Consider the following 12,803-nt stretch of genomic DNA (forward strand, 5'->3'; position numbering starts at 1 on the left):
CGCTCCTGCCAGCTTGAATATCTATTTAGAAAGTGTTATTGCATGGTTAAAACGATGCGGCCGTTGATTTGTCCTTTTTCCATCCGTTCAAACACTTCGTTAATATGCTCCAAAGAAACCGCTTCCACAATAGGGCGAACCTTTCCTTGGGCTGCGAAGTTAAGCGCTTCCTGCATGTCCTTTCTTGTTCCTACGATGGATCCCTTAACGGTGATGCCGTTTAAGACGGTATCGAAAATAGGGATCGGCAGCTCGTCATGAGGCAATCCGACGACAACGAGGCAACCGCCGCGTTTGATAGATTGATAGGCTTGTTCAAATGCTTTTTTCGTGACAGCTACGCTAATAGCCGCTTGTACGCCGCCGACTTTTTCATGAATGGCTTGTACCGGATCTTCCTTTAAGCCATTGATGGCGATATCCGCTCCTAATTTTGTAGCCAATTCTGCTTTATCATCGCTGATATCGACGGCTACTACATTGAATCCCATTGCTTTCGCGTATTGCAGAGCGATATGTCCTAAGCCGCCGATTCCATAAATGGCTACCCAATCCCCCGGTTTAGCATTGGATACTTTCAGAGCTTTATAGGTTGTGACCCCGGCGCAAAGAATCGGTGCGACCTCCACCGGATCTAGGTTATCTGGAATGCGCGCGACATAATCCGCTGGCGCTTTACAATATTCCGCGTATCCGCCGTCAACAGAATAACCGCCATTCAATTGATGAGGGCAAAGGGTTTCTTGGCCGCTTAAGCAATATTCACATTCCCCGCATGCGGAGTAAAGCCAAGGAATTCCTACGCGATCTCCCACTTTAATCGATTTCACCCCCGGTGCCACTTCGACGACGACTCCCACTCCTTCATGTCCTGGAATGAGCGGAAGCTTTGGTTTGACGGGCCAGTCCCCATGAGCGGCATGCAAATCGGTATGGCAAACGCCGCACGCTTCGATTTTCACGAGCACTTCGCCGTACTCAAGCTTTGGTTTTTCTACCTCTTCAATTTGAAGCTTTTGTTTGAACTGATGAACAACAGCTGCTTTCATTCTCCCAATCCCCTTTCCGAAAAATTTTTCGTCATCTACCATTAATGCAAAAAGTATGCCAAGTAAAAAAATCCGCTTCCTGTCCGCAAAGGGAAACGGAATCTTATGGCTCAGCGAAGCATCACGAGCAGATCGTCTGGCATGCAGATAGGCGGATTCCTTCTATATGGACGGAGGGGCAGGCGTGCATTCGCTAGCAAATGATGCCGAAAATTTGTCGATTTTGTCCTAATTCTTGGCACTTTGGTCAAAAAATCGCCTGTTCGATAAGAGGAAGCTGAGACGTAAACATTCGTGTACATGAAGTCGAGCTCATCCGTCGATCGTGTTTCATGACGATCTCCATTTCATTGAATGTGTCGATATTGATTTCCCCGCAATGAGCAGGAACGACAGTCGGGCAGGCTTTTCTGACAATGAATTTGGATACATATCGTTCCCGTCCCAAGTTTGTGTTTATCGATAAGGGGATTGAACAATCGTTATCACATCTCCACTCTGTTAGAAAGGAGAGACGTTTCATTAACCCTCATAGGACTTTATTTAGCTGGACCATGGAAGTACTTTCGTATTTCATTAGATTGTAGTATAATTACAAATTAGACTGTGTATGGACAAAGACAGAGGTGAAGCATGTGTTTGATCGTCTTCAAGCAGTAGAAGAACGTTATGAAAAATTAAACCAGCTGTTGATGGATCCAGAAGTTATTAATGATCCGAAAAAGCTTCGCGACTATTCAAAAGAACAGTCCGATTTAGAAGAAACCGTGCATGTATATCGCGAATATAAGTCTGTTCGCGAGCAGCTGGCAGATGCGAAAGCGATGCTAGAAGAAAAATTGGATCCTGATATGCGCGAAATGGTAAAAGAAGAAATTAACGAATTGGAAGAGCGCGAGGAAGCGCTAGTAGAAAAATTAAGAGTATTATTGTTGCCGAAAGACCCGAACGATGACAAAAACGTCATTATGGAAATTCGCGGCGCGGCTGGCGGAGAAGAGGCGGCGCTGTTTGCGGGCGACTTATACCGTATGTATACTCGCTATGCGGAGTCCCAGGGATGGAAAACGGAAGTCATCGAAGCGAGTCCAACAGGATTAGGCGGTTATAAAGAGATTATTTTTATGATTAACGGAAAAGGGGCGTACTCAAAATTAAAGTTTGAAAATGGCGCTCATCGTGTTCAGCGTGTTCCTGAGACAGAATCGGGCGGACGCATCCATACATCGACAGCAACTGTTGCCTGTTTACCTGAAATGGAAGAGGTTGAAATTGAAATCAATGAAAAAGACATTCGTGTTGATACGTTCGCTTCAAGCGGACCAGGTGGACAAAGCGTCAATACGACGATGTCCGCGGTGCGCTTAACGCATATCCCGACCGGAATCGTCGTTTCATGCCAAGATGAAAAATCGCAAATTAAAAATAAGGAAAAAGCGATGAAAGTATTGCGTGCCCGTATTTATGATAAATATCAGCAAGAAGCGCGTGCAGAATATGATCAAACACGCAAACAGGCGGTCGGCACAGGAGACCGTTCTGAGCGGATTCGCACTTACAATTTTCCGCAAAATCGCGTAACGGATCATCGAATCGGGCTCACGATTCAAAAGCTTGATCAAATTCTAGAAGGGAAGCTGGATGAGATCATCGATGCGCTGATTCTAGACGATCAATCGAAAAAATTGGAGCAGGCGAATCATGAGTTATAAAATTTACGAAGTCCTTCATTGGGCTTCTTCTTTTTTAGAAGAGCATGGAAAAGAAGCGCGTGTAGCAGAATTACTGCTGCTTCATCATTTGCAAATGACTAGGGCGCAGCTGTTTGCTTGTCTGCGAGAGAAAATTAGCGAAAAAGCGTATCAAGGGCTGATTGAAGATCTCCATCAGCATGCGAAGGAACATACCCCTGTACAATACCTGATTGGCGCAGAGGAATTTTATGGTCGTTCGTTCCTCGTCAATCGCGAGGTTCTCATTCCAAGGCCAGAAACGGAAGAGTTAGTGGAAGGGGTGTTAAAGCGCATCCAACGATTTTTTCCTAATCAAACAGCGGTTGATGTTGTCGATGTGGGAACAGGCAGCGGAGCGATCGCTGTAACACTGGCGCTCGAAAACCATACGCTGCGCATGAGTGCGATTGATATTTCGCAAAAATCGCTGCTGGTAGCACAAGAAAATGCCCGCCGCCTTGGAGCGGAAGTAGAATTTTGGTTAGGGGATTTACTGCAGCCGCTCATTCAGGCAAAACGCAAAGTGGATGTGGTTGTGTCTAACCCTCCGTATATTCCAGAGCGTGATATCGCTTTGCTTTCTCCAATTGTAAAAGACCATGAACCGCGAAAAGCGCTTGTGGGCGGCAAGGATGGCCTTGATTTTTATCGGCGTTTTATGGCTGAACTGCCTTTGGTGCTGAAAAGCCGTTCCATTGTCGCATTTGAAGTTGGGGCAGGGCAAGGAGAAGCGGTAGCTCAACTGCTGCAGCGAACATTTCCGCAGGCTGCTGTTGACGTTGTTTTTGATATCAATGGAAAAGACCGCAATGTTTATGCGGAAATCGAACCGCCGTTATAAGACAAAGGACATCTCGCACCCGCATTCTCGCTTATGGCCCATCACGGAGAACGGGTGCGATTTTATGATATGATTGGTCGTTGGAATCTGTGGTACATCATGGCTAATCAATGCAGCAGGAAGATGGAGGCGTGCACAAACGGGGGCTTTGTTAGGGGAATTCCCTATAACGAAGGAAAAATCAAAGGTCTTCTTTGATGATTTTGCATGAAAGCTTTCAATCCATTAATTTATTGTTTTATTTTTTAGATTCATAGTTTAAAAATGGATAGCACTGTCCAAAATAGGTTAGTGAAAGGACGGTGCAATATAATGAAAAAACTAGCAATTGTATTATATATTTTTTTATTGGCAATCGGTGTGTTTGTGAATGTGTATGGTCAGCAAACAGAGGCTGGTGAAAATGCGCAAGTGATGATTCCAGATCAGGCGATCCGTCTGCGTATCCTAGCCAACAGCGATTCGGATGAGGATCAAGCGTTGAAGCGTAAAGTGCGCGATGCGGTGAATGAACAAATTAACGGCTGGGTCGCTCATTTAACCTCATTCTCTCAGGCTGAGCAAGTCATCCGCTTACATTTGCCTGATATTGAAAAAACGGTGGCTGATGTGCTGAAAAAAGAAAAGAGCGATCAAACCTACCATGTTCAATTTGGCAAGGTGCATTTTCCGACTAAGATTTATGGGAACTATATTTATCCGGCAGGGGAATATCAAGCGATTCTTATTACTCTAGGGGAAGGAAAAGGAGCAAATTGGTGGTGTGTGTTGTTTCCGCCGCTATGTTTCCTCGACTTTTCCAATGGCGAAGCCGTGAAAGCAGAAGAGGGAGCCAAAACAGAAGTGACTCCGGCATCAGAAGAAGCTCATATGAGTGAAGAACATATGAATAAGAAAGTTGTGAACAAGCATCAGCCAGAAAAAGACAATGCCACATTTGTTAAAAAAGAAAAAACAACGAAGGATCATGAGCAAGAAGAAACGGAGAATTCGCCAGCGCTGCAAGCAGCTGGTGCCGGCACGGCTGTGATGTCCTCATCAGACGTTGTCATCAATGATGACGATGATAAAGTAGAGGTAAAATTTTTCATCAAGGAAATGATCGGAAAAATTTGGCCGTAATCATTTTTGTGGATAAATGCAGAAGTTTGGATTAATAAACAAATAGTTACCCACAGATTTACCCACAGTAAAAATAGATTTATCCACAATGTGTGGATAGAAATAGATGGTTCGCATATGATTTTGCTTGGTTCTTCAAAATTAGCAATAAAATTGAATAGATAATCAACGATGAATGGTGGTGAGAAGCATGGAAACAAAAATTTGGATTGTGGATAAATTTGTGGATAAATACGAACTTTATCCACAAATTTCACAAGCGGCCGAGCTGTTGCGTGCCGGTGAAGTGGTTGCTTTTCCTACTGAAACCGTATATGGATTAGGGGCGAATGCCGCCTCGTCGGCAGCTGTGAAAAAAATTTTTCAAGCGAAAGGACGTCCGAGTGATAATCCATTGATTGTTCACATTGCTGATTATGATCAATTGGGACAGATCGCTGTGGATATTCCTGATGTGGCGCAAACGTTAATCGAGCGGCTATGGCCGGGGCCCCTGACCATGGTTTTGAAAAAGAGAAAAAATGTTGTTTGTGAAGAAGTAACAGCCGGTCTTGCGTCGGTTGCGGTGCGTATGCCGGCCCATCCAGTCGCTCTGGCCTTAATTCGGGAGAGCGGCTTGCCGCTTGCTGCTCCAAGCGCGAATCGGTCAGGAAAACCAAGCCCGACAAGCGCTATGCATGTTTTAGCTGATTTAAATGGAAAAATCGCGGGTATAGTGGATGACGGACCAACGGGAATTGGAGTCGAATCGACGGTATTGGATTGCACGACGGATATCCCCACCATTTTGCGTCCGGGAGGTGTTACCAAAGAGGAGCTAGAGCACCTTATCGGACGTGTTCATGTGGATGCGGCGTTATTGAATGAAAAGGAGAAGCCAAAGGCGCCGGGAATGAAATATACACATTATGCACCGCGAGCGCCGTTGACGATTGTGGAAGGCACTTCAGCATTTTTGCAGCAGCTTGTTGATGAACAGCGCGCGCTCGGTAAAAAAGTGGGAGTGTTAACGACCGAAGAGCGGCAATTGACTTACAGAGCAGATGCTGTGATCTCCTGTGGGAAGCGGTCAGATTTATATACAGTCGCTCGCCATTTATATGATGCGCTTCGGGCGTTCGATGAAGCTGAGGTGGACATGATCTATAGCGAATGTTTTCCTGATCATGGCATTGGTACAGCTATTATGAATCGCTTAAAAAAGGCGGCGGGATATCGGGTTCTTTATGAAAAATAACCAGTCTAAACCTCCTCGGACTTGCATATGTTACCAATAGGCAAGTCCGGGGAGGGTGGGAGATGAAGGAATTAGTTGGTGAACTGGTGACATTGTGCATGATGGCATTTGCATTGGGCATGGACGCATTTTCGATTGGATTGGGAATGGGTTTTTTTCGTTTGCGTGTTAAGCAAATGTTTCATATAGGATTTACCATCGGTCTCTTTCACGTGCTAATGCCGATGCTAGGAATGTTTGTGGGGCGTCTTCTGTCTGAGCAATTTGGAGCGATTGCCACTTATGTCGGCGGCGGACTCCTGCTTATACTAGGCTTGCAAATGATTGTCACTTCCTTAAAGCGAGAAAGTGATCCGCTGATTTCGCCGGTCGGGATAGGTTTAGTTTTTTTTGCCTTGAGCGTCAGCCTCGACAGCTTTTCGGTCGGTCTGAGTCTCGGTATTTACGGAGCCCGCACGCTATTAACGATTCTGCTGTTTGGTTTTTTTAGCATGGTTCTTACATGGCTTGGCTTATTGCTGGGAAGCCGCTTTCAGCGCTGGCTTGGCATTTATGGGGAATTGTTGGGCGGCAGCATTCTGCTAGTATTCGGTTTAAAGCTGATGATTCCCTTTGGATAAGGCCGCTATATGGGGATGTAACTTCATGCCTTAGCATGTACATAATGGAGTTTGGGCCGCTTTTCACGGTCAAATGAGCGAAAAACGCCGCTTTACAGAACCATGGATGGATCTGAAAGCGGCGTTTTTTGGACTTTTGTCATTTGTTTGCGGGGCCGGGATCTGCCAGCAGACTCACCTTCGTCTGCTGATGGTCTGGAGACGATTCGTTCCATTCTCCTACATTTATATACTAGCAATCTTTTTTGCACTATACTTTAGAAAAAGAATTCTATTATAATAATGCTATACAGGCCTTACCAACGAGGAGGGTATTATGTCGATTCATGTACTTTTTGTCTGTACGGGGAATACGTGCCGAAGTCCAATGGCTGAAGCTCTATTAAGGAATAAGCAACTGCCGGATGTCCAAGTGAAATCCGCAGGCTTATTTGCTGTGGAAGGGAGCGACGCCTCTGATTATGCGAAATTGGTATTAACAGAAAAAGGAATTGATATGGCTCATTGTTCTTCATTTCTAAAAAAAGAAGATGTGGACTGGGCTACGTATATTTTTACCATGACAACCGGGCACAAACAGCAGCTGATGGAACGATTTCCGGAGGCAAAGGACAAAATCTTTACAATGAAGGAATTTGTTTTAGGACAAGAAGGGGATGTAGTCGATCCGTTCGGGGGCTCTGTTGAAGTTTATCGCCGGACGAGAGAGGAGCTGGATCAATTGATCGAGCAGCTCATTCAAAAGCTATAATGGGATATTTAAGGGGGATATAGGCCATGAGTGAGAAAAAGAAATACGGGTTTAGCCTGCGATTAAAGCTTGTTGTGTTTACGACCGTTTTGGCCGTTATTACGTATTCTACAAGCGCGTTCTTTATTTATGTGCTTTATGATCTGATGTTTAGTACGTTTGATAAGAGTTTGTTTACGATTGTGATCCTATTGCTCGGTATTTTCTGGTCAGGACTTTTGGCGTATATCGCTTCAGGTTTTATTACGCGTCCGCTGCATCAATTAGAGCAGGCGGCGATTAAAGCGGCAAATGGAAAAATTGATGAAGATGTGCCGCTAGCTAAATCGGATGACGAGATACGGGCATTGGGAGTCGCTTTTAATGAAATGTTAAGAAATTTGCGAATGATGGTCCGCAATATTGAAGAAAACTTTGCCCATACAAACGAAAAGGTAGTCGAAATTACCGATGCCTCAAGCGTGGCAGTCGAGCGCTCAGAAAGCATAGCCCGAACGATTGAGGAAATTTCCAAAGGGGCGACCGACTCGGCTGTTTCGATGCAGACAACCGCCGAATCCGTGGAAGATGTGTTGAAGATCGCCAATGAAGTTCAGCAAAAAGCAAAGCAATCAGAGCAATTGGCCGTTGATATGGTCGACACGCTTCATAAGAGCAAAGAAGTCATTGATTCACTTGTAACAGGCATTCAACATTTAGCCCAAAATAATCAGGCTTCGTTAAATGCGGTACGGCGCCTTGAGCAGCATGCCAAAAAAGTCGAGAATATCATTTTGCTTGTGGGTGATATTGCGGGTCAAACGAATTTATTAGCTTTAAATGCTTCCATTGAGGCGGCGCGTGCTGGCGAACATGGAAAGGGCTTCGCTGTGGTTGCGGAAGAGGTGCGGAAGCTGGCTGATGAAAGCGCGCGGGCCGTGCAGGGCATTTCTGAGCTAATCAAAAATATTCAAAAAGAAGTCGTTCACGTGGTCGCGCAAATTGATGAGCAGGTGACCGCTGCCAATGAAGAAGCTGCAAAAGGAAACGATACAAATGAAGCGATTATGAAGATGACTCATTCGATTCATGAAGTGGCTAATTCCGTTCATCAAATTGCGGAATTGGTGAAGGAACAAATGCGGCATATTGAAAAAACGTCCATCCAATCTCAGGAGGTAGCAGCGATTGCTGAAGAAACATCAGCCGGAGCGCTTGAAGTGACGGCTGCCACACAGGAACAAGCCGCAATGATTAACCATGTGAATGAGCTTGTCAGCCAGTTAGCGGAGCAAGCGCAAAAATTAAAAAATACGATTGATCGTTTTTGTGCAAGATAAGTGAATGGATGAGAAGAATATCAAATGGGTCGTCCGTATGAACGGATCCGTCTGCTTGACAGACGGCGCTTATCGTTCGGGAACAGAAAGAGAAAGGCAGCAAAGCTGATGGAGGGCCCATGCCTTTTAAGCGGCATCCATATAGACTTCTTATGATGCCCTGTGTTTTAGGATGGAAATTTGTTTCGTAAAAGAGCATAATAAGTGTTAAAAGCGGTAGACAAAGTCCACTTTGACTTTGTCTACCGTCATTTTGAGCATCAGCCGGTCTTGAAAACGCCTCACAGACAAGGAGCGAAACCGCCCATCGAACAAAAAACATTCATGGGTGGACGAGCAAGGCTAGCGACATACGATGACAGCGTTTGTCAACAGCCTGAATAAGTTAATGAAAAAGTCGCTTTTTATCGTTACAATGGAAGGAAAGAGAAAAAGGAGGAAAACAACATGAAAGTAGCCATTGCGTCTGACCACGGCGGAGTAGCCATTCGCCAAGAAATTAAAAAGCTTATGGAGGAAATGGAAATCGAATATATCGATTTGGGATGCGAATGCGGCAGTTCTGTCGATTATCCTGATTATGCCATTCCGGTGGCTGAAAAGGTGGTGAGCGGCGAAGTCGATCGCGGTATTTTAATTTGTGGAACAGGAATCGGGATGTCGATTGCCGCCAATAAAGTAAAAGGAGTGCGGTGCGCCCTTGTTCACGACGTATATAGCGCGAAAATGACGCGAGAACATAACGACAGCAACATATTAGCAATGGGAGAACGGGTCATCGGGCCAGGTTTGGCGAGGGAGATTGCGAAAGTATGGCTGACAACAGAATTCGCAGGAGGCCGCCATGCGAATCGCGTGAATAAAATCCATCAATATGAGCAGACACATCTGTAACGAGGAGGAGACGGATCATGCTTTCACAATGGAAGCAGCAATGGCAAGCGATTTTGAGCGAATTTCGCCAGCAGGTTCCTCTCTCTTCTGAGCACCTCCTTGTCATTGGCTGCAGCACGAGTGAAGTAATTGGGCAAAAAATTGGAACAGCAGGCACAAAAGAAGTAGCGGAAATGATTTTTGCTGAATTGCAACAATGGCGCGCTCAATCGGGAATCCAGCTTGCTTTTCAATGCTGTGAGCATTTAAATCGCGCGCTCGTTGTTGAACGAGAAACCGCATTGGCTAAAAATTTGGAAATTGTCTCCGTTGTTCCGGTCGCTTCGGCCGGGGGAGCGATGGCGGAATATGCGTACAATTATATGAAGGATCCAGTCGTTGTCGAATTTATTAAAGCGGATGCCGGCATCGACATTGGCGATACATTCATCGGCATGCATTTAAAGCATGTCGCTGTTCCCGTCCGTACTTCCATTCGTGAAATTGGTCGTGCTCATGTGACATTGGCGAAGACAAGACCGAAATTAATCGGTGGAGATCGGGCGGTCTATTTCAAGGAAAACACGAATGCTTCATACCAATCTTGTTGATTTTGTTCATTTTTTCTTTGAATCCTTTCCTAAAATGCTGTTAAAATAGAGGAGAATATTCCGATATCTCGAAAAAAGGAGGAGCTTGTGATGAACCACTTGCCACAACAAGATCCACAAGTATTTCAAGCGATTCAAGATGAATTAAAAAGACAACAAACAAAAATTGAGCTGATTGCGTCTGAAAATTTTGTCAGTCCCGCTGTAATGGAAGCGCAAGGATCGGTATTAACCAATAAATATGCAGAGGGATATCCGGGCCGCCGTTATTATGGAGGCTGCGAATATGTTGATGTTGTCGAGGATTTAGCGCGTGAACGGGCAAAACAATTATTTGGTGCCGAGCATGCGAACGTTCAGCCTCATTCCGGTGCGCAAGCGAACATGGCGGTATATTTCACCGTATTAAATCACGGAGATACGGTTTTGGGTATGAATTTATCCCATGGGGGACATTTGACGCACGGAAGCCCAGTGAATTTTAGCGGAATTCAATACAACTTTGTTGAATATGGAGTAGACCCGGAAACTCACCGAATCAACTATGACGACGTGTTGGAAAAAGCGCGCTTACATAAGCCAAAGCTCATCGTAGCCGGTGCCAGCGCCTATCCGCGCGAGATTGACTTTGCGCGATTCCGTGAAATTGCTGATGAAGTCGGAGCGTATTTGATGGTCGACATGGCTCATATCGCGGGTCTTGTTGCGGCAGGTCTTCATCCCAATCCTGTTCCTTATGCTCATTTCGTAACAACGACAACGCATAAAACGTTGCGCGGGCCACGCGGCGGTATGATCCTTTGCAAAGAAGAATTTGCTAAGCAAATCGATAAAGCGATTTTCCCTGGCATTCAAGGTGGACCATTAATGCATGTTATTGCTGCAAAGGCTGTCGCATTAGGCGAGGCGTTGAATGATAGCTTTAAGGAATATGCCCAAAACATTATCAACAACGCTTCACGTTTGGCAGAAGCGTTAGTAAAGGAAGGATTCACGCTTGTATCAGGAGGAACGGACAATCATCTTTTACTCGTTGATTTGCGTTCGCTTGGATTAACAGGAAAAGTCGCCGAGAAAGTTCTTGATGAAATCGGCATTACCGTCAATAAAAATACGATTCCATACGATCCGGAGAGCCCATTTGTCACAAGCGGCATCCGCATCGGCACAGCAGCTGTTACAAGCCGCGGCTTTGGCCTTGCTGAAATGGATGAAATTGCAAGCATTATTGCCCTTGCCCTTAAAAATGTGGATAATGAAGAAAAGCAAGCAGAAGCACGCGAGCGTGTAGCTGCATTAACTGAAAAATTTCCGCTTTATGCATAGTCTCATTCATGGGGCTGTCTGATAAGTCCCTAAAATGAAACAAGTGGAGAAAAACGAGCCGTTTTTCTCCACTTGCTTTTGTATTTTTTCGATTTTTCTTCGAAAGTAGCTGGCGGATGCCTGCTACTTTCAGTATGTTGTGGGCTAACGCCACAATCCCAAACTCGACATGTACCTTGTCGAGGCCCCGCAAAGAAAATCTGCGGAACGACCGATTGCCCTTGATGTGACCGAACACACTTTCTACTTCGACTTTGCGCCGAGCGTAGATGGCGGCTTTCTCTTCACATTCAAGGGCTGTTTTTGCCTTCGCTTTCATTTCTTCGAAGACGGTATTCCAGTGAACTTGACGATTGCCCTTCGCCTTCGTGCATTTCGCTTTTAATGGGCAATCTGTACAATCTTCACATTCGTATATTTTGAAGCTTTGTTCATAACCAGATGGATTCTTTTGGTTTTGATATTTTTTAAATGTTACTTTCCTTCCATTCGGGCAAATAAAACAATCATCTTGCTCACAATAGGTCCAGTTTTTCGCGTTTTTGATATCCTTTTTGTATTTGCGTGTCTGTTCTCGTACATAGGATCCATAAGGAATGAGAAAATCCAATCGAGGCTCTTTCTCATCACCAATCGCATATACATAGTTTTCTTCACTGCCATATCCTGCATCCGCGATGACTGTTTTGGGCATCGGTAAAGAAGTAGCCGCCAGTTTCTCCAAATGTGGGATAAAACAACGCGTGTCTGTAGGTCGTTGGTGAATCGTATAAAACAAGATAAACTGATTCTCTGTCCCTATTTGCACGTTATACCCTGGCTTGAGCTGACCGTTTTTCATATGATCTTCTTTCATGCGCATGAAGGTTGCGTCTTTGTCTGTTTTGGAATAACTGTTACGGTCGCCAAAGATTTCGTTCTGTTCCTTGTATGTAGCTAGTCGTGGTAAGAAATTTTCCCGAATCAGCTTTAAAGGTTTTTTCCATTTCCTGCATTCTTGGCGCTTTTCCTTACGAATCTTTGTCTCTGGTTCCTTTTCTATTTCCTCTGTTAGCGTTTCAACTTTTTCTTCTATCTCCTTAGCGACTGTCTCTAAATGATGTTCGGTGATCTCTTCACGTTGTTCGGTTTCCTTTTCTCCCGTTCCAGCTTCTAATGGTGTCAATTCATGAATGTACTCAAGTGTTTCTTGAATTTTTTCTTTTAATGTTGCTTCCCATTTCTCTGTTGATTTTTTCCACACGAAAGAATACTTATTGGCGTTGGCTTCCATCTTGGTGCCATCCAAAAAGTAGTTTTCCATTGTGATGTACTTTTCTTC

At 44.8% G+C, this 12,803-nt stretch carries 13 protein-coding genes; 11 read left to right on the forward strand and 2 right to left on the reverse strand.

Translation table 11 applies throughout. From position 1 onward, the window contains the following. Positions 1-35 precede the first annotated feature (35 nt). Positions 36-1,049 carry an alcohol dehydrogenase AdhP gene (gene adhP, locus B6A27_RS11615; RefSeq protein ID WP_044741534.1) on the reverse strand — a complete coding sequence of 338 codons (1,014 nt, stop codon included), beginning with the start codon at positions 1,047-1,049 and terminating at the stop codon, positions 36-38. A gap of 635 nt (positions 1,050-1,684) precedes the next feature. On the opposite strand from adhP, the gene prfA reads away from it, so the two are divergent. From prfA to glyA, 11 genes are all read left to right on the forward strand, one after another. Continuing rightward, the gene (gene prfA, locus B6A27_RS11620) at positions 1,685-2,761 is read left to right on the forward strand and encodes a peptide chain release factor 1 (protein ID WP_044741535.1); all 1,077 of its coding nucleotides are present in this window, start codon (positions 1,685-1,687) and stop codon (positions 2,759-2,761) included. Then, entirely contained in the window at positions 2,751-3,623 is an 873-nt protein-coding gene (prmC, locus tag B6A27_RS11625) for a peptide chain release factor N(5)-glutamine methyltransferase (RefSeq protein WP_080862205.1), read from the forward strand. The genes prfA and prmC overlap by 11 nt, the downstream gene beginning before the upstream one ends. 312 nt (positions 3,624-3,935) lie before the next feature. Continuing rightward, entirely contained in the window at positions 3,936-4,745 is an 810-nt protein-coding gene (gene spoIIR / locus B6A27_RS11630) for a stage II sporulation protein R (protein WP_066150638.1), read from the forward strand. Positions 4,746-4,935: 190 nt separating this feature from the next. After that, positions 4,936-5,982: an L-threonylcarbamoyladenylate synthase gene (locus tag B6A27_RS11635; RefSeq protein WP_080862206.1), complete on the forward strand. Its 1,047-nt coding sequence runs from the start codon at positions 4,936-4,938 to the stop codon at positions 5,980-5,982. Between the two features lie 62 nt (positions 5,983-6,044). Next, positions 6,045-6,602, forward strand: a complete 558-nt coding sequence (locus B6A27_RS11640) for a manganese efflux pump MntP (RefSeq protein WP_080862207.1) — start codon at positions 6,045-6,047, stop codon at positions 6,600-6,602. Positions 6,603-6,918: 316 nt separating this feature from the next. Then, on the forward strand, positions 6,919-7,353 hold the full coding sequence (locus B6A27_RS11645) for a low molecular weight protein arginine phosphatase (protein ID WP_080862208.1): 435 nt from the start codon (positions 6,919-6,921) through the stop codon (positions 7,351-7,353). 26 nt (positions 7,354-7,379) lie between these two features. After that, a complete protein-coding gene (locus B6A27_RS11650; RefSeq protein ID WP_080862209.1) occupies positions 7,380-8,672 on the forward strand; it encodes a methyl-accepting chemotaxis protein in 1,293 nt (430 codons plus the stop codon). 204 nt (positions 8,673-8,876) lie between these two features. Continuing rightward, positions 8,877-9,056 (forward strand): hypothetical protein, encoded by a 180-nt coding sequence (locus B6A27_RS11655; protein ID WP_066150626.1) that lies wholly within the window; start codon positions 8,877-8,879, stop codon positions 9,054-9,056. Between the two features lie 63 nt (positions 9,057-9,119). Beyond that, positions 9,120-9,566, forward strand: coding sequence for a ribose 5-phosphate isomerase B (rpiB, locus tag B6A27_RS11660; RefSeq protein WP_080862210.1), 447 nt, complete (start codon positions 9,120-9,122; stop codon positions 9,564-9,566). A 17-nt stretch (positions 9,567-9,583) separates the two neighbouring features. Then, a complete protein-coding gene (locus B6A27_RS11665) occupies positions 9,584-10,156 on the forward strand; it encodes a TIGR01440 family protein (protein WP_066150623.1) in 573 nt (190 codons plus the stop codon). Between the two features lie 90 nt (positions 10,157-10,246). Next, on the forward strand, positions 10,247-11,482 hold the full coding sequence (gene glyA / locus B6A27_RS11670; RefSeq protein WP_044741544.1) for a serine hydroxymethyltransferase: 1,236 nt from the start codon (positions 10,247-10,249) through the stop codon (positions 11,480-11,482). Here the strand turns inward: glyA and B6A27_RS11675 are convergent. Next, on the reverse strand, positions 11,397-12,803 hold a 1,407-nt coding region (locus B6A27_RS11675; RefSeq protein WP_139788121.1), incomplete at its 5' end, for an IS1182 family transposase. The genes glyA and B6A27_RS11675 overlap by 86 nt on opposite strands.

Source organism: Anoxybacillus sp. UARK-01, from assembly GCF_002075365.1.
GTDB classification, from domain to species: domain Bacteria; phylum Bacillota; class Bacilli; order Bacillales; family Anoxybacillaceae; genus Anoxybacteroides; species Anoxybacteroides rupiense.